The sequence below is a fragment of the Bradyrhizobium sp. WU425 genome (assembly GCF_021052305.1).
Taxonomy (GTDB): domain Bacteria; phylum Pseudomonadota; class Alphaproteobacteria; order Rhizobiales; family Xanthobacteraceae; genus Bradyrhizobium; species Bradyrhizobium canariense_D.
Genome location: NZ_CP088089.1, coordinates 425,535 through 442,075, shown reverse-complemented (window position 1 = coordinate 442,075; position 16,541 = coordinate 425,535). Strand labels below are relative to the sequence as shown.

Annotated in this window: 13 protein-coding genes and 1 tRNA gene; 8 read left to right on the top strand and 6 right to left on the bottom strand. The window is 61.2% G+C overall.

Features of this window, described 5'->3' with window-relative positions; translation table 11 throughout:
* The first annotated feature begins 133 nt into the window (after positions 1–133).
* Both BcanWU425_RS02105 and BcanWU425_RS02100 read left to right on the top strand, forming a co-directional pair.
* Entirely contained in the window at positions 134–1,297 is a 1,164-nt protein-coding gene (locus BcanWU425_RS02105; RefSeq protein ID WP_204512844.1) for a hypothetical protein, read from the top strand.
* A gap of 545 nt (positions 1,298–1,842) precedes the next feature.
* Positions 1,843–3,051: an EAL domain-containing response regulator gene (locus BcanWU425_RS02100; RefSeq protein WP_085348260.1), complete on the top strand. Its 1,209-nt coding sequence runs from the start codon at positions 1,843–1,845 to the stop codon at positions 3,049–3,051.
* 20 nt (positions 3,052–3,071) lie between these two features.
* Here BcanWU425_RS02100 and BcanWU425_RS02095 read toward each other — a convergent pair whose 3' ends face one another.
* On the bottom strand, positions 3,072–3,926 hold the full coding sequence (locus BcanWU425_RS02095; protein WP_204512845.1) for an NAD(P)H-dependent oxidoreductase: 855 nt from the start codon (positions 3,924–3,926) through the stop codon (positions 3,072–3,074).
* Between the two features lie 93 nt (positions 3,927–4,019).
* On the opposite strand from BcanWU425_RS02095, the gene BcanWU425_RS02090 reads away from it, so the two are divergent.
* Positions 4,020–4,955 carry a LysR family transcriptional regulator gene (locus BcanWU425_RS02090; RefSeq protein ID WP_204512846.1) on the top strand — a complete coding sequence of 312 codons (936 nt, stop codon included), beginning with the start codon at positions 4,020–4,022 and terminating at the stop codon, positions 4,953–4,955.
* A gap of 18 nt (positions 4,956–4,973) precedes the next feature.
* Here BcanWU425_RS02090 and BcanWU425_RS02085 read toward each other — a convergent pair whose 3' ends face one another.
* Positions 4,974–5,834, bottom strand: a complete 861-nt coding sequence (locus BcanWU425_RS02085) for a DMT family transporter (RefSeq protein WP_231189623.1) — start codon at positions 5,832–5,834, stop codon at positions 4,974–4,976.
* A 674-nt stretch (positions 5,835–6,508) separates the two neighbouring features.
* A complete protein-coding gene (locus tag BcanWU425_RS02080; RefSeq protein WP_204512848.1) occupies positions 6,509–6,724 on the bottom strand; it encodes a hypothetical protein in 216 nt (71 codons plus the stop codon).
* Between the two features lie 222 nt (positions 6,725–6,946).
* On the opposite strand from BcanWU425_RS02080, the gene BcanWU425_RS02075 reads away from it, so the two are divergent.
* Together BcanWU425_RS02075 and BcanWU425_RS02070 are read left to right on the top strand one after the other, a co-directional pair.
* Positions 6,947–8,938: a site-specific DNA-methyltransferase gene (locus BcanWU425_RS02075; RefSeq protein ID WP_231189619.1), complete on the top strand. Its 1,992-nt coding sequence runs from the start codon at positions 6,947–6,949 to the stop codon at positions 8,936–8,938.
* A gap of 3 nt (positions 8,939–8,941) precedes the next feature.
* The gene (locus BcanWU425_RS02070; protein ID WP_204512851.1) at positions 8,942–11,530 is read left to right on the top strand and encodes a DEAD/DEAH box helicase; all 2,589 of its coding nucleotides are present in this window, start codon (positions 8,942–8,944) and stop codon (positions 11,528–11,530) included.
* Positions 11,531–11,877: 347 nt separating this feature from the next.
* Here the strand turns inward: BcanWU425_RS02070 and BcanWU425_RS02065 are convergent.
* Together BcanWU425_RS02065 and BcanWU425_RS02060 are read right to left on the bottom strand one after the other, a co-directional pair.
* Positions 11,878–11,967 (bottom strand) — tRNA-Ser (locus BcanWU425_RS02065).
* A 419-nt stretch (positions 11,968–12,386) separates the two neighbouring features.
* Positions 12,387–13,532, bottom strand: coding sequence for an ROK family protein (locus tag BcanWU425_RS02060; RefSeq protein ID WP_204512852.1), 1,146 nt, complete (start codon positions 13,530–13,532; stop codon positions 12,387–12,389).
* A 333-nt stretch (positions 13,533–13,865) separates the two neighbouring features.
* On the opposite strand from BcanWU425_RS02060, the gene rplU reads away from it, so the two are divergent.
* From rplU to BcanWU425_RS02045, 3 genes are all read left to right on the top strand, one after another.
* Positions 13,866–14,258 carry a 50S ribosomal protein L21 gene (gene rplU, locus BcanWU425_RS02055; protein WP_007604396.1) on the top strand — a complete coding sequence of 131 codons (393 nt, stop codon included), beginning with the start codon at positions 13,866–13,868 and terminating at the stop codon, positions 14,256–14,258.
* Positions 14,259–14,355: 97 nt separating this feature from the next.
* On the top strand, positions 14,356–14,625 hold the full coding sequence (gene rpmA / locus BcanWU425_RS02050) for a 50S ribosomal protein L27 (RefSeq protein ID WP_018459863.1): 270 nt from the start codon (positions 14,356–14,358) through the stop codon (positions 14,623–14,625).
* Positions 14,626–14,781: 156 nt separating this feature from the next.
* A complete protein-coding gene (locus tag BcanWU425_RS02045; protein ID WP_204512853.1) occupies positions 14,782–15,375 on the top strand; it encodes a GNAT family N-acetyltransferase in 594 nt (197 codons plus the stop codon).
* Positions 15,376–15,533: 158 nt separating this feature from the next.
* Here BcanWU425_RS02045 and BcanWU425_RS02040 read toward each other — a convergent pair whose 3' ends face one another.
* Positions 15,534–16,448, bottom strand: a complete 915-nt coding sequence (locus tag BcanWU425_RS02040; protein WP_204512854.1) for a DMT family transporter — start codon at positions 16,446–16,448, stop codon at positions 15,534–15,536.
* Positions 16,449–16,541 lie beyond the last annotated feature (93 nt).

Genomic DNA, 16,541 nt, shown 5'->3' with positions numbered 1-16,541 from the left:
GATTACCGGCGGCCTTGATTTTACGGATATATTAACGGCAGCTTGCTTCTCTATGTCGCAATTGAGAGCGCGCAAATGCCTCCATGCATGGGGTCGGTAGGCCTGCTGGAAACGTTGCGGAAGATTGCGTGCCATGAACGAGATCGACCAGCTATCGAACTTCCTGCAGAAGCTGACGCCGCTGTCGCGCAGCTGCCTGCTCAGCGAGCTCGAACGGCTTGAGCTGTGCGGCATCGACATGCCGGGCTCGTCCGACCTGCAGTCCCGGTTGCGCGCCGAATTTCGCAAGGACGGATCGAACCAGGCGCGCGCCACCAGTCCCTCGCGCCATTTCTTTGCGCCGCTCGAGCTGCTTCTGATCGACGGCGCGCCCGAGCATGCCAACATGGGGCGGATCTCGCGCAACACCCTCACCCCGATCTGGGAGTGGATCTGCCGCGACCTGCTGCCGACCATGGCACGCGACTACATCAAGGCGATCAACGACCAGGTCGCCGCCAACAACCAGAAGGAAGTGCTGAAGATCGCATCGACCTTCCAGACCAAGGTCGTCAAGGTTCTCGAAAGCACCCTCGCATCAGCGGAGAGCACCGAATTCGCGCGCGGCAAGCTCGCGCAATACACGGCATCGCGCACCGCCTTCGAGGACGTGAAGAAGATCCAACATGTGCTGCGCGCCGGCGCCGCGCTGCCGAAGTTCAACGAAAGGCTGCCCGAGAAGATCGCGAAGTTCGACGACGGCACGGTTGATCAGATCACCGCCCGATTGGACGCCTTCAAGAAGGCCCATCCCGAGGCGCTGCCGTTCGCGCTGACGCTGGTGGCGAGGCGGCTGAAGACGTTCTGGCAATTGGTGCGCCTTGCCACCAAGGCCGCAGCGAGCAAGAGCGCCGCCGATGTCGCCGCCGCGCCCTATGCCTGCGTCGTTCACATGGTGCTCGACCAGCTCGACGACAGGCGCCTCGCCTTGCGCATCGCGCTCCGGCACAACCGGGTGCTGATTGCGCGCGACCTGCTCGCCGAGATCTACGAGACCGAATATGCGCTCAAGGTGCAGATCGACGGCATCGAGCATTGCGAATGGGGCATTCGGCTCCAGCAATTGATGGACGCGATCGCGGCGCTGGTGTCCGCCGAGGTGAGCCGCTTCCCCTCCAATGTCGGCCACATTCTCGGTTCGCGCCGGTTGCGCAGCCACGACACGCTCGGTGGCAAGCTGTCCTATCTGGCCTGGAAGGGACGCGATGCGATTGAGGACGGCGCGGCCGCGTTGCGCAAGCTGATCGGCCAAACCTGATCCCGCGCTAATGCGCGCGCGGCAGGCACAGGAAGCGATCGAGAAATCGCCCTGACAGCACGAACCTGAACCACCAATACATTATTCGCCGCGACGTCATTGCTGCGATCCTCGACAGCCCACCACCGGCTGCCCAGAGCAATAGCGCACGTGCAGCAATCCGCTTGTGATGTGCTTCACATTGGCGCAAGCGCGCACCGACGCATTGTCGCAGAACCGTCACGAGCGAACCGGGAAAATGCGCGCGTCGCGCGAAATAGTGGCGCTCCATTATTCAATTGGACGAGGCGCGCGCGGCTTGGTCCAATTGCAGGACAGTGCGCGACCAGGCAGCCGCACGGCACGTCGCGGAAATCTCCAGTGATTGCCGCAACCCTGCGCCCGACGCGCGGGTAGACGTAAAAACTTCTCGACCGAGATCCAGACAATTTTAGACGTGATGGGCGCTTTAACGTTACCCAGATAATTCGACAATCGACTGAAGCCTTCCATATTTGAAACTGCTCACGTCGCTAACACACCGGCACGGAACGGGAGTGCTTGCGATGAACGACGAAATTGTAGAACTCGCCGTCCGAAGGCCGAAGACCTTCGGACGGCGAAAGGTGAAGCCGCGCGCATGCGTCGCCGACGGCAAGCGCCATCTTCGCGCGTTTCTCGCGGAAGTGCTGGAGGATCTCGGCTTCGTCACCACCGAATGCGCCAGTGCCGAGGAGCTGCAGAGCGTGCTGACAAGCGAATTGCCCGACCTGATCCTGCTCGGCATCGCCGCCGACGGCATCGAGCCCGGCAAATTTTTGGAGACGCTGGTGCGCGAGGCCTTCGACGGCAGGGTTCTGACTGTGGGCGCCCGCGAGTCGATCATCGTCAGGGCCGTGCAGCAGGTCGGCGAGGAATACGGCCTCAAGATGCTGCCGCCGCTGACAACGCCGTTTGCCGCGGAGACGCTGCGCGACCGTGTCGCGATGCTGTTGCCCGAGGAGCCGGCGCCGAGCCCCGCCGTGCATGTCGGCGAGGCCCTGCACGCCGGCTGGCTCGAGCTCTGGTACCAACCCAAGATCGACGCGCGCACGCTGATTCGCAATAGCGCCGAGGCGCTGGTGCGGATGCGGCATCCGACCTGGGGCGTGGTGCCGCCCGCCTATTTCATCCCCGAAGAGCACGACCCGAATATGCGCGACCTCTCCGAATTCGTGATCGAGCGCGCCATGCAGGACTGGCACTATCTGCTGGAGCAGCAGAGCCCGGTCGATCTCGCGATCAATTTGCCGGCGTCCTATCTGAAGGAGCCGCAAGCCGTGCGCGATCTCTGCCGGCGCATGCCGACGCATCCGGCGTTCGGCGGGCTGACGATCGAGATCGACAGCGAGGAGGCGATCCGCGATCTCGATCTCCTGGCCGAGGTCGCCCGCGAACTGCGTCTGCACAATATCGGCCTGTCGGTCGACAATCTCGGCGCCAACTGGCCGTCGCTGATGGACCTTGGAAAAATTCCATTCATCAAGCTGAAGGCCGACCGGCACTTCGTCACCGGCAGCGGCACTGATCGCCTCAAGCGCACGGTGTGCCGCCACATCGTCGAGCTTTCGCATGGCTATGGCGTGCGCGCCATCGCCGAGGGCGTCGAAAGCCGCGCCGACCTCGTCGCCGCCAACGAGCTCGGCTTCGACCTCGTGCAGGGTTTTCTGTTCGGCAAGCCGATGCCGCTGAAGAAGTTTGCGCGGAGCACGCTGACGCGGACGGTGATGGGGTGATTCAGTGCGCGAGCGGCGGATTACGCTGTTGCCGCGCACCCCTCAGCCGTCGAGCGCAGGGAGCTCGTTTCACCATTCGGGCTGTGTGCCTCGACCTGCTCGACGTGAAGCGCGAAGCCGGTCGCGCCGGAATGCCCAAGTCCCGCGCGGAGCCGCATGCTCGGAATCAGGTAATCGCCGCCATTCTGGCGCCGGTAGGGAATCGGCGGTGTGGTCGCAAGCGTTCGCATCCTCTCGCGCAAACGTTCGGCAGTCGCCTGGAAACCCGCTTCGTCCAGTTTGTCGGCCTTGTAGACGACGAACGGCGGAAGCACGTCATATCCGGGATAATAGAGGATGCCGTGATTGATCGGGAACAGCAGGTCGTCGATCGGCCCGTTGATCCCGCGCGCCGAATAATGCTCCTGCCAGCCGCCGGCGGTCACGATCAGCATCGCGCGTTTGCCCGCCAGCCTGCCTTCGCCGTAACGGTCGCCCCAGCGCTTGTCGCTGTGCTCGCCGACGCCATAGGCGAAACCGTAGGCGAACACGCGGTCGACCCAGCCCTTGAGGATGGCCGGCATGCTGAACCACCACAGCGGGAATTGCAGGATCAGAACGTCCGCCCACAGCAGCTTCTCGATCTCGGCCTTGACGTCCGCGGTGAGCGTGCCCGACTCGAACGCCTGCTTGGAGGCGGCGGCCGGCGCCAGCCGCGCGTCCGGCCGCAGCAGCGGAAAGTCGGCGCGGCCGATTTCGGATGTCCATCCCTGGGCATAAAGGTCTGACACCCGCACCTCGTGTCCCTCAGCCTCGAGTTCTCTGACGGCGACATCGCGGAGCGAGCCATTGAGGGAGCGCGGCTCGGGATGAGCGAAGACGATCAACGCTTTCATGATCAGCTCCTTGGTTGATGATTTCGAGCCACCAGGTAGCGTGCACGGCTGCAATTCGGTAGTTGTCGCCAATGGATAGGATCATGCCGAAATATGGATAGATCGGACGTTACGCTCGAACGCATGCGCAGCTTCGTGCGGGTCGCCGAGCGCGGAAGCCTGTCCGCGGTCGCGCGCGAGCTTGGTCTCGGCCAGTCGACAGTGACGCGGCACCTTCGGGAACTGGAGCAGGCCGTCGGCGTGCCGCTGCTCACGCGGACGACGCGCAGCGTGACGATGACCGAAGAGGGTCGCCGCTATTACGCCGACTGCGTGCAGATCCTGCGCCTGGTCGAACTCGCCGGCGACGAGGCGCTCAGCACACGCGGCGCGCCTGCCGGAACGGTGCGCGTCTCCTGCACCGCCGCCTTCGGCGTGCTCCACGTCAGCCGTCTGGTTTTCGCGTTCCAGGACCGCTATCCGGACGTGGCGGTGGATCTCAGCCTGACCGACGAGCGGATCGACCTGGTGCGGGAAGGTGTCGATATCGCCCTGCGTCTGGGGCCGCTCCCCGACAGCTCGATGAAGCTCAGGCTGCTTGGTCAGTCGCGGCGGGTGCTTGTGGCCGCACCGGACTATCTGGCGTCGCGCGGCAGGCCCGCGCGCCCGCAAGACCTCGCCAGCCACGAGGGTGTCAGGATGTCGAACATCGCCGGCAGCGACGTGCTCGTGCTGCACGGGCGCCGCGGCGGCCGCCATGTGGTCCCGTTCGCAGGGCGGCTGCGGGTGGATCACGGGCTTGCCGCACGCGAGGCGCTCGTGGCCGGGCGAGGCATTGCGCCGGCGCATCTTTGGCTCGTCGACGACCTTCTTGCCTCCGGCCAACTCGAGCGCGTGCTTCAAGACTACGCGCCGCCTTCCGTTCCGCTCAACATGCTGATCGTTCCGGAGCGGTCCGGCATCGCGCGGGTGCGGCTGCTGGTCGATTTTCTTGCCGAGGGAATCGCACAGCTGCCGGGGATTGAAAAGCCGCAACCGGGCAAGAGGTAAGGCCGCATCAATTCGGCCTCAGGCAAACCGCCGCGCGAAGAAGACGCAGGCGACCACCAGCGCGGTCGCGACGATCATGCTCCAGGCAACGGGTTCGTGCAGCAGCAGGCCGGCAAGCGCGAGGCCGAAGAACGGCTGGAGCTGCTGCAACTGGCCGACGCGGGCGATGCCGCCGATCGCGAGCCCGCGGTACCAGAAGATGAAACCGACGAACATGCTGAAGATCGAGACATAGGCGAGCCCGATCCAGGCGGGCACACCGACGCCGCTCCAGGTCGAGGGCCAGGTCCAAATCGCGACCGGCACCATCAGCGGCAGCGACAGCAGCAACGCCCAGGAGATCACCTGCCAGCCGCCGAGCCGGCGCGACAGCGCGGCGCCTTCGGCATAGCCGAGCCCGCACAGCACGATCGCCGCGACCATCAGGAGATCGCCGGTGAGCGAAGCGGTGCCGTCGTTGGACAGCGCAAAGCCCGCGACGGTGGCACTGCCGAGAGTAGAGAACAGCCAGAACATCGGCTGCGGCCGCTCGCCGCCGCGCAGCACGCCGAAGATCGCGGTCGACAGCGGCAACAGGCCGATGAAGACGATCGAATGCGCCGAGGTGATGTGCTGCAGCGCGAGCGCCGTCAGCAAGGGAAAGCCGACCACGACGCCGATGGCGACGATGGCGAGCGAGACGAGATCCTTGCGCTGCGGCCGCGCCTGACGGAGCAGGCCGAGCACGGCCACACCGATCAGCGCCGCGATGACCGCGCGCACCGAGGTCAGGAACAGCGCGGAAAATCCGCCGACCGCCACCCGCGTCGCCGGCAGCGAGCCGCTGAAGATGATGACGCCAAGAAGCCCGTTGCCCCAGCCGGTGCCGGAAGATTGCATGTCGGTCTCGTGTTGTGGGTGGTGATCCCAACTGGAGAGGCCAGCCGGTGTCGCGACGATTATCTGTAAGCCTTCCAAGGCCCAACAACAAAAAGCGCGAAAACAACCCCATGCACAGTAGACGGGGGCTGCAAGATCAATGACTTACGCGGGGGCGGAATCGTCGGACTAGGCGGGCAATCGTAGGGTCGGCGGATACGGGTGACGTCGCGCGTCGTTTGACTCGTCGGGCAAAACAGGAGCAGGATGCCACCATTGCGGCGTTGCCACCCCGTTCGGTTCGGATCAGGCAAGTATTCCGAAGCCGGCGTCACTCACGTAAGCAACAGGTGCTCGCGCGCCCAGTTTCAGCCGAAGTGAGAAAAGCCTCTTTCGGGCCCGTAGCTATCGTCTAACTCCGCCTCGTCCGCAGCATCGTCAATGCGCTCGTCGAGCGGCCCACGCCCTCCTCGCAAGCCATCGCGGATACCGCACGAATTTCCAACGCTTTGGCCAGGCTCATTTGAGCGATAACGATTTCGGCCGCACAATCCTTCAATCGCAGCCCGCGCACGCACGACCAGTTCCGGCGTCAGACAAACAATCCACTTTCATGAGCCGCAATTCCATTGTTGAACCAACCTTCGATAGACCCCTGGATCGCTTCTCCCCCTGCTGCAATGGTGTCGAAGGATCTACTTTCGAGCGCAACTCCACAGGGGGCGAAGCCTTCTCTGGCGGTCCATTCGCTCGACGGTCGAATAGGCATCAACCGACTGGAGCGACCACGCATGTTGAGTTGAAGGAAAGAACATGCGCCTGCGCCGGATGATTGACTTTTCGGGCGCCATTCTGAATTTCTCCTGCACAAACAACGGCGAGGGCTTGCCGACATCACGCTTGTCGAGCATGAGTACGCTCACAGTCAGGCGGTACGGAGTGTCGGAAGTTCGCGACTGCGGCAGCCGTTGTGAGGGGGGCGTCAAAGGGTGTCACGGTTAACTGACTTAATTGCACAAACGAAATCGAAAGACCCCGCTCTAGGGTTGGAACTTGAGCGGGAGTTTAAGGTACTCTCATCGCGCCGTTCCTTTGGCCTCAATTTTGAGAGGCACGTCCCGGAAAGCGTGGAGTTGCCGGGCAAGCCCGTGCGCAAGGGTGACAAGGTTCGCATTCTCTCGCCGAAAGGATCGACCGCCAAAGCCGATCAGCGTCTTTGGAAGGTCCTGAAGCTTGAGACAATTGAGGGAGAGAAGATCGCCCATGTCGAGCTGCCGGACACACCCGCGATTGAACGCCAAGAGGTCGCCGTCGCGAACCTCGTCGTCTTGGCGGAGTTCAAGGACTACATCTATCCGGGCCTTGTAAGCACTGGAAAGGTGCATCGCGGCGGCGAAAAGCCCTTTCATACTGTCATCAGCGGTGAAAACTTCCACGCCTTGGAGATGCTAACCTATACCCATCGCGGCAAGATCGATGTGATCTATATTGATCCCCCGTACAACTCTCGTGCGAAGGACTGGAAATACAACAACGATTACGTCGATCCAGACGACGACTATCGTCATTCGAAATGGTTGGCGATGATGGAGCGACGTCTGAAGCTTGCTGGAGAACTGTTGCACCCAGAGAGAGGGGTATTGATCGCAACAATTGATGACAAAGAGCTGCATCGACTAGGTCTCTTGCTGGAACAAGTTTTCCAAGACTCAGACCTTCAAATGATTACCACCATAATTAGTGCAAAGGGAGCGTTGCGAGCGGGGAAGTTCTCGCGAGTTGAGGAGCATATATTCGTCGTGAGCAGGGGAAAGCCGCAGATTACCCCTTGGTTTCGCAACATGCTTGATCCGGTGGTAGGCGACGGAGCCGATACTGCGGCACTTGAGTGGCTGGGGCTCAGAAGGCGCGAACCATCGAGTAAGCGTGGAGCGCGGCCCAACCAGTTTTACCCGATCTTCGTTCACGCAAATGATGGCTCCCTTCATTCTGTGGGAGCAGCACTCGAAGATGACGTTGACCGACATTCCGTCCAAGTGCCTAAGGATGCTGTAGCCCTATGGCCACTGAAACCGGACGGGTCGGAAATGCTTTGGGGACTTACTCCCGATGTTCTGCGGCGCAATTGGGCGAAGGGGTACGCGCGCGTAAATTCATGGAATAAGGACGAGGCACGCGGAACTGTTCAGTACCTTCCGGGAGGTACAATTTCGGACATCGAGAATGGTTCGATTCAGATAACAGGAAGACGTCGAGACGGATCGGTCATTGGCGTTGTTGCAGTCGATGAAGAAGCGCCTCCGCCGAAGCGCGTGTGGAATCTTCCATCCCACAACGCAGAAGCTGGAGGCACAAATCTCCTCTCGAAACTGATTCCCGGAAGGAGCTTCCCGTATCCGAAATCTCTTCATGCTGTTGAAGACTGCTTGCGATTCTTCATTGAGAAAAATGAAGATGCGATAGTGCTCGACTACTTCAGCGGGTCGGGAACCACCGCACACGCCGTGATGCGAATCAATCGCTTGTATGGCGGTCGCCGACAGTGCATCTCAATCACTAATAATGAGGTTTCCGCGGAGGAGGCCGCAAAGTATCGACAAAAGGGGCTGCGACCCGGCGATGCCGAATGGGAGAAATCGGGGATTTGCGATTATATTACGAAGCCAAGGATAGCGGCGGCAATCACTGGGAAAACTCCTGAGGGAAAACCTGTAGAAGGGGACTACAAATTCACCGACGAATTCCCTATGGCGGACGGTTTCGAGGAAAACGCCGAGTTCTTCACCCTTACGTACGAGACGCCCGTGGCCGTCAGCCACAACCGCGCGTTCGAACGGATTGCACCATTGTTGTGGATGCGGGCGGGAAGCGAAGGCGGGCGCATTCTGAAAATTCCCCCGCAAGGCTGGGAAGTGGCGGATTCCTATGGCCTCTTGATCGATCTCGATAAGGCGTCCGCATTTTGTCGGGCCATAAAACCCGCCTCGAAATTTCGCATTGCTTATATCGTTACAGATGATGAGCGCCGCTTTCAGTCGGTCGCGCGCCGTCTGCCTGAAAAGGTCGAGCCGATAAGGCTCTACGAATCTTATCTCACCAACTTCCGATTCTCGATGGGGCGGTAAGGCATGAAATTCACTCTAAAAGATTATCAGGAAGATGCTGTCAAAGAAGTTCTCGACAGGCTGAAAAAGGCGCGCAAGCGCTGGCACGAAGAGGGCGACAAGCACGCCTTCTCTCTCACGGCCACGACAGGTGCAGGCAAGACTGTCATGGCCGCTGCCGTGTTCGAGGCGCTGTTCTACGGAAATGATGACTTCAATTTTGAGGCCGATCCGGGCGCAGTGGTCATCTGGTTCAGCGACGACCCATCTTTGAACGTACAATCGCTTTGGCGACTGCAAGAGGCATCCGACAAGCTGACAATTTCTGATCTTGTGACGATTGAGAATGCTTTTAATAGAGACAGCCTTGAGCCAGGAAAGATCTACTTCCTCAACACCCAGAAGCTCGGTAAGAACAGCCTTCTGGTGCGTGGCCACGATACAAGCGAAAGCAAAGACGACGGCCAACTTCGCATCATGCCGGATATGCGTTCCTTCACCATCTGGGACATCATTCAGAACACAATCGAAAATCCGGATTTGACGCTCTACCTCGTGCTCGATGAAGCCCATCGGGGGATGAAGGAAAGCAGGGCGACGAACGGTGACAGCAAGCCCACCATCGTGAAGCAGCTCATCAACGGAACAGGCTCCGTTTCCGGCATCCCGATAGTCTGGGGCATCTCGGCCACCGTAGAGCGCTTCAATCAGGCAATGGCAGGGATGAAGGGGCGCGATACCCTTTCGAATGTCGTTATTGACGCGAAGAAGGTTCAGGATTCCGGCCTCCTGAAGGACGCGATCATTCTTGACGTGCCAGAGGAGACGGGCGACTTCTCAACTGTTCTCTTGCGCCGTGGCACCGACAAGCTGAAGGAAATCTCTGAGGCTTGGACGGAGTACGCCAGGCAGCAGGACGATGCAGAAACTGTGCTACCGCTCATGGTTTTGCAGGTCCCCAATTCGCCCGATCACCACCAGATTGGCCAAGCGCTCGACACGATATTAGAGCGGTGGCCCGATCTGCCTCAAGACTGCGTGGCAAACGTCTTTGGTGAACACAAGACGGAGACATTCGGTAGCCATTCCGTGCCTTACATCGAGCCGCAACGCGCTCAGGAATCGACATGGGTTCGTGTCCTGATCGCGAAAGACGCCATAAGCACAGGCTGGGATTGCCCACGCGCCGAAGTCATGGTGTCTTTCCGCGCTGCGACAGACAAGACACACATCACCCAGCTTCTTGGCCGTATGGTGAGAGCACCGCTTGCGCGCCGCATTCCCGGCAACGACCGGCTGAATTCCGTCGATTGTCTTTTGCCCCGGTTCGACAAGAAATCGGTGCAGGAGGTCGTCAAAGCCCTCACGTCGGGTGGCGAAAGCGGCGAAGATCTGCCGATCCGCCGTGTCCTCATCAATCCCCGCGAGATGAAGTCTAATCCAGCCGTTCCTCAGGCGGTGTGGACAAAGCTGCTCTCCTTGCCTTCGCAGACATTGCCAAAGCGACAGTCCCGACCGGTCAAGCGGCTCACGGCGCTGGCGCATGAATTGGCTGCGGACGGACTTCTTGCAGACGCGGGAAAGAAGGCTCACGCAGAACTGCATAAGGTACTAGACGGTGCACAGGCTCTGTATGCACAGGAGATCAAGAAGGCCCGCCAGGCGGTCCTTGAGGTCGAGGGCAAGTCCGTCAGAGCCGACCTGAAGACGCACGCCATGACATTCGATGACTTCTTGGAAGCCGCTGACTACGCCGTGATCGAAGATTCCTATAAGCGTGCTGGGCGAATGATCAGCCCTGATCTGGCAACAACCTACAGCGAACATTTGGCGGCGCAGGCTGATGGCGATGACGAAGAGGAGGCCCTTATTGAGGCCCATACCGTCGTTGCTGCGCTGGGATTAGTGCCAGCCATCAAGGACCTCCTTGAATCTGAAGCCGAAAAGCTAGCAAATGATTGGCTTACCAAGCTGAAGAGCTCAATCAAGAAACTGACGGACGAACGCCAAGAGGTTTATCGGCAAATCCGGGAAATGAGCGCGCACCCACTGGATGTTGACCTTGCTCGCCCCACCAGTTGGATGCAACCGACGACAGCGCGTGAGCCGAATGGGGCGGTGTTCGATCTTCCGCGCTTCGAGAAGCACCTCTTATGTGACAGGGATGGCTTATTCCCGGAGCATTTCAATTCATGGGAAGGTAGTGTGGTCGCAGCCGAATTGCAGCGAGAAGGCGTTATCGCTTGGTATCGCAACCCGGACCGAGCTAGTCAGGATTCTCTGGGAGTGACATACGAGGACGGCGACGAAATGAAAATCGTCCGGCCGGACTTCATTTTCTTCTCCGAACATGCCAACGGCACTGTCGTGGCGGACATCATTGATCCGCACGGAATTCATCTTGCAGACGCACTGCCGAAGCTGAAAGGCTTGGCAAAATATGCCGAAGCGAATTTGAGCACCTACCGCCGAATAGAGGCAGTGGCGAAGATTGATGATAGCTACCGTGCACTTGACCTTACCAAAGATAAAGTTCGCGCGGAGATTCAAGCGGCCACTTCCGCCAAATCGCTTTATACCGGCAAGATGGCGAACGACTATACTCCCGCCTAGCTGCGGAACTCGGCGCGAGCATTTTGAAGTAAGGAGAAGTGATGAGCGACCCTGTCACCCACCAAATAGCGGTTGAACGGCTGCGCGCCGCGGGGGCGGATCGAGTGGCCGACAGTTGGCCGCTTTCCGCAATGTGGACGGTGGGCTGGGCGGTTGGGACGGCTTCGTCCGGAAGCAATTTAGCCAGCGGATCGTTGCGGTCATTTGGCCCGAGGAAGAACTGGCACCGATGCTCCACCTAACACGACCAGCGCTTGGATGAACCGAGCGCCTCTCGCGAGCCCGCCCGCATGGGGGGCAGGTCGTGGGACCCGGAAAAGTCGCGAGGGATTAATTTTAAACCAGTTTGGCGGAGAGGGAGGGATTCGAACCCCCGATAGGCTTGCACCTATGCCGCATTTCGAGTGCGGTGCATTCGACCACTCTGCCACCTCTCCTGAAGGCGCCAAGTAAGGAGCTGGGCCCCTGTGGTTGGGGCGTTAATAGGCGAGGATGGCGGGCCAGACAAGGCTTGCGAGGGCGAAAATCGGGCCGGTTTTGCGGCTGGGCCCCATGATGTCACGGTGATGATGGGAGCGATCACGGATTTCGGCGGCGGTTTGCGCGGGAATGGGCCTGAGCCGTTCGCCGCTGACCCGGCGCGAGCCCGATGCGGCAGGTTGGTGCCCGAATCACCGGTCACCGCAAAAGGTGGGGTGGGACCGCCAGACGCGGTAAACACTGGCGGTCCCGTGCCGCTCATTGAAATACTGGCTGGGAAGGGCGGCTTCGCCGGCCAGGTGAGGCGACGGTTCCGACCGTAGCGTGCGGCCCGTGCACCGCAACGCAATCCGGTCCTTAACCTAACCAGTCAAGGTTACTCCTTGTCGCTCTTGGCTTTTTTCTTCCCGTTGCCCGTGGAATCCCCGTCTTTGCCGTTATCCTTGTCCTTACCGCTGTCCTTGCGGCGGTTGGTGAAGCGGGCATTGCCCAGCCCAGTGCCGATGGTGAGCACGCCCCAGCGATCGACGTCCTGCATGAACGGCACCTCGGAGAGGCCCTGAACCACGCCGTCATTGTGCATCAGGATCGCGGTGTCGTGCTCGCCGATGGAAGGGATGCCCTCGAGCAGGCTCGCCGGCAGGTTGAACTTGCTGCTCTCCCAATTGCCCGGCAGGTTCTGCGCGCCTTTCTCGATCGAGCCGTCCGCGTTGATCACGCCTGGACAGGCAATGCCGATGAACGGCGCCAGCTTGTAGCCTTCCTTTTCGGCCTCGGTGATCAGCCCCTTCAGCATCTTCGTGAGACGCTTCACCGCGCCTTCGCGCGTCGGCTCGTCATCGGCATGACGCCACAGCTCGGCCTTCACGACCTTGGCTTTCGACAGGTCTTTTGCCTTTTTCCAGCTGGTCTCCACCAGGCCGCAGCGAATGTTGGTGCCCCCGATATCGACGGCGAGGATGCTGTCATGGGCTTCGAAGATCCATGACGGCGCCAGATGCAGCGCGCCGATCAGGCCGGCTTCGTCGGGATGATGGCGGATCGGCAGCATGTCGATCTTGAAATCCTCGGCCATGAGGATGATCTCGGTGCGCGCGATCGCGAGCTCGCCAAGCCGGGAATCGCGAAAACCGCCGCCGACCACGATGCGCTCGGTCTTGGCCCAGGCCTTGGACTTGAGGAAGCGGCGGGTGACGTACGCAAGCTCCTGGGCGAAGTCCTCGATGGCGCTATGCACCACCGCCCAGGCCTCGGTGTCATCGCCGACCAGGATGGCGTCCAGCGTCTTCTTGCTGATCTCGTCCGACGGTTCCTTGCCGAACGGGTCCTCGCCGGACTTGCGCAGCGGCTTGCGCCAGCGCTCGAGGATCTCCCTGAACGCGCCCTTGCTGGCGCGGTCGCCGATGAAGCCGTCCTCGTCCTTCATCTCGATGTTGAAGCTGTCGATATCCACCGACGGCAGCCGCTCCGCGCCGTGATGGGCGATGCCCGTCGTCGTCTTGACCAGCTCGTCTGTTGCCATGGTAAGCCCCTTGCCCGTGTGACTGAATTCGCCGGGACAACGGCGGGGGAACCCGTTGGTTGCGGCGCGGGCCGAAATTCGCCTGCGGGCCGGATCGGGCCTAAATGCTTCAAATCCGGGGCGTTTTCACCGGCTTTTCCTTGACTCCGTGCTGTCAGCGGCTATAAATCCCGCAACCGGCGCGGGGCGTTTCTCGCGCCGCTTGTTTTTGCGTGGGTTTTCAAAGGGATAACTCCCGCCCGCACAAAACTCGCATAAACCCATAACGACTGACAAAAAGCCGGCCCCGACACTATGTCGCGAGGCCGGGAATGAACACGAAGGAAAACAACGATGTTCGCAGTCATCAAAACCGGCGGCCGGCAGTACCGCGTCGTTCCGGATGATGTCCTGGAAGTAGGCAAGATCGAAGGCGAAGTCGGCTCGATCGTGCAGCTCAATGAAGTTCTCCTGGTCGGCGGCGACACGCCGATCCTGGGTCTGCCCACGGTCGCAGGCGCCTCCGTCGCGGTCGAGGTGCTCGACCACAAGCGCGGTCCCAAGGTCATCGCTTTCAAGAAGCGCCGCCGCAAGAACTCGCGCCGCAAGCGCGGCTATCGCGACGAGATCACCGTGCTGCGCATCTCGGAGATCCTGACGGACGGCGCCAAGCCCACCAAGGGGCCGCGTCCGAAGCGGGAAAAGGTCGCCAAGCCAGAGACCACGACCGAAGAGGCCGCCGCATAATTTGATCACGCGCCATCACGAAGTGATGCGTGAGAAATTGTGAAATGATTCCGTCAAGGAATTGATCTAGAAATACGTAGAATTTCGGAGACGAGCCATGGCTCACAAAAAAGCAGGCGGTTCATCGCGCAACGGTCGCGATTCCAAGGGCAAGCGCCTCGGTATCAAGGCGTTCGGCGGGGAAGTTGTGATTCCCGGCAACATCATTGCGCGTCAGCGCGGCACCACCTGGCATCCCGGCCTTAATGTCGGCATGGGCACGGACCACACCTTGTTCGCCAAGATCGAGGGCCGCGTAACGTTCCAGGCCAAAGCCAACGGCCGCACCTTCATCTCGGTGCTCCCGCTCGCAGAGGCGGCTGAATAGACGGTGGATCAAATTTGGAGTCCGCCGGGTCCCAGACCGAACCGGCGGAGTCCTTGAGATCAAAATAGATCGAAGGCTCCAGGGGAGGCGGGAAACCGGCCTCCCCTTTCGTTTGCGTGCTCACTTTTCACTTGAGTGACTTCGACGGAGCCGGACATGTTGCAGGATTTTTCGAGCGTGACCTTGCGGGAGGCGAGACCGAGCGTCGTCGCCACCGAGCGGCTGACCTTGCGGCGGCCGACCCTCGCCGACGTCAGGACCATCGCCCTCCTCGCCAACGATCCTCGCGTCGCCGAAAACACAAGGCGCCTCCCGCATCCCTATTCACAGGACGACGCCGTCGCCTTCATCCGCGCCACCGCTGCGCCCGGCGGCGAGACCGTGTTCCTGATCGAGCATGACAGCGGCCCCATCGGGATGGTCGGCATCGACTGCTCGACGCCCGGCAATGCCGAGCTCGGCTATTGGCTCGGCGTCGAGCATTGGGGCCGGGGCTTTGCCACCGAGGCCGCGCGCGGCGCGATCGACTTCTTCTTCGAGGAGTTCGAGGACGATCATCTCTATGCCGGCGCGCGCGTCACCAACCCGGCCTCGCGCAACGTGCTGGAGAAGTGCGGCTTCCAGTGGAGCGGCGTCCAGCTGCATCGCTTCCTGGCGCTGGGCTCGTCGACGCCGGTCGACTGCTTCCGCCTGTCACGCGGCGTGTGGTCGTCGCTGAAGAGCTGGAGCAGTGCGCGGCGGGTGAGGTAGGGCGGAGGCGGCTACATTCACACTGTCGTCCCGGCGAAGGCCGGGACCCATAACCCCAGGGAGGAGTGTGGGGCGAAGTGCCCACTCCGAGTCTTCGCAAAACTGCACCCTGTGGGTATGGGTCCCGGCCTCCGCCGGGACGACACCGATGCCTGTGATTACGCCGGCGGATTCACATCCGCGTCGCCCCGCCCGAGATCGCGCTCACGCAAGTAAATATAGAACCCGGCGCCGATGATGATGGCGGCGCCGACGATGGTGGCGATTTCGGGCACGTCGCCGAACACGACGAAGCCGAAGATCACCGCCCAGACGATCATCGAATATTGATAGGGCACGACGACGCTGGCCGGCGCGAGCTTGAGCGAGCGGTTGACGCAGAACAGCGCGGTGACCGAGACGCATCCCGCCAGCGCGAAGATCACGAGGCTGCCAGGCGTCGGCGGCACCCAGTGGAATGCCGACAGCACAGCGCCCAGCGAGAACGTGCCGACGAATTGCGAGGACGCCATCACGATATCGGGCGTCTTGCGCAGGCTGCGGGTGATCAGCATCAGCGTTGCGAAGGACAGGCTGCCGCCAAGCGCAATCAGCGCCGGCAGGCTCACCGTCTGTGCCGACGGCCGCAGCGCGATCAGCACGCCGCAGAAGCCGATCAGGATCGCCGTCCAGCGCCGCCAGCCGACCTTCTCGCCGAGAAAGATCGCCGACATCGCCGTGACGAAAATGGGCCCGGCGAGATAATAGGTGATGACGTCGGCGAGCGGCAGGTAGACCGTCGCAAGGAAGAAGGCCGCCACTTCCAGCGTTGACAGCACCACACGAAAGAGCTGGAGGCCCGGCCGCTCCAGCTGCAGGAACTGGTGACGCTGCCGCCAGACCAGCGGCGACAGCAGCAGCAGCGCCGCGCAGGCGCGCAGGAACAGCAGCTGCCCCACCGAATAAGTCCCGACCAGGAACTTGCCCATGGCATCGCCGAACGAGAACATGAAGATCGACAGCACCATGAGCGCAATCCCGGCAAGGCGCGCCGAGCGTTCGTCATAGGCCGAGAGATTCTTGAACAGGGGCATTGAGCGCCGTTGTAATGACGCAGGCCGTCACGACAAGCCCGCGTTGGACGAATTGAACGGATTGTCGCACTCTCCGCGTCGCGGTAGCGACAG

What these genes read in the sequence shown, in the direction of transcription:
- BcanWU425_RS02070 (WP_204512851.1), top strand. Translation starts at nt 8,942, where the DNA reads ATGAAATTCACTCTAAAAGATTATCAGGAAGATGCTGTCAAAGAAGTT.
- BcanWU425_RS02085 (WP_231189623.1), bottom strand. Translation starts at nt 5,834, where the DNA reads ATGCAATCTTCCGGCACCGGCTGGGGCAACGGGCTTCTTGGCGTCATC.
- BcanWU425_RS02040 (WP_204512854.1), bottom strand. Translation starts at nt 16,448, where the DNA reads ATGCCCCTGTTCAAGAATCTCTCGGCCTATGACGAACGCTCGGCGCGC.
- rplU (WP_007604396.1), top strand. Translation starts at nt 13,866, where the DNA reads ATGTTCGCAGTCATCAAAACCGGCGGCCGGCAGTACCGCGTCGTTCCG.
- BcanWU425_RS02105 (WP_204512844.1), top strand. Translation starts at nt 134, where the DNA reads ATGAACGAGATCGACCAGCTATCGAACTTCCTGCAGAAGCTGACGCCG.
- BcanWU425_RS02060 (WP_204512852.1), bottom strand. Translation starts at nt 13,532, where the DNA reads ATGGCAACAGACGAGCTGGTCAAGACGACGACGGGCATCGCCCATCAC.
- BcanWU425_RS02045 (WP_204512853.1), top strand. Translation starts at nt 14,782, where the DNA reads ATGTTGCAGGATTTTTCGAGCGTGACCTTGCGGGAGGCGAGACCGAGC.
- rpmA (WP_018459863.1), top strand. Translation starts at nt 14,356, where the DNA reads ATGGCTCACAAAAAAGCAGGCGGTTCATCGCGCAACGGTCGCGATTCC.
- BcanWU425_RS02090 (WP_204512846.1), top strand. Translation starts at nt 4,020, where the DNA reads ATGGATAGATCGGACGTTACGCTCGAACGCATGCGCAGCTTCGTGCGG.
- BcanWU425_RS02100 (WP_085348260.1), top strand. Translation starts at nt 1,843, where the DNA reads ATGAACGACGAAATTGTAGAACTCGCCGTCCGAAGGCCGAAGACCTTC.
- BcanWU425_RS02095 (WP_204512845.1), bottom strand. Translation starts at nt 3,926, where the DNA reads ATGAAAGCGTTGATCGTCTTCGCTCATCCCGAGCCGCGCTCCCTCAAT.
- BcanWU425_RS02080 (WP_204512848.1), bottom strand. Translation starts at nt 6,724, where the DNA reads ATGCTCGACAAGCGTGATGTCGGCAAGCCCTCGCCGTTGTTTGTGCAG.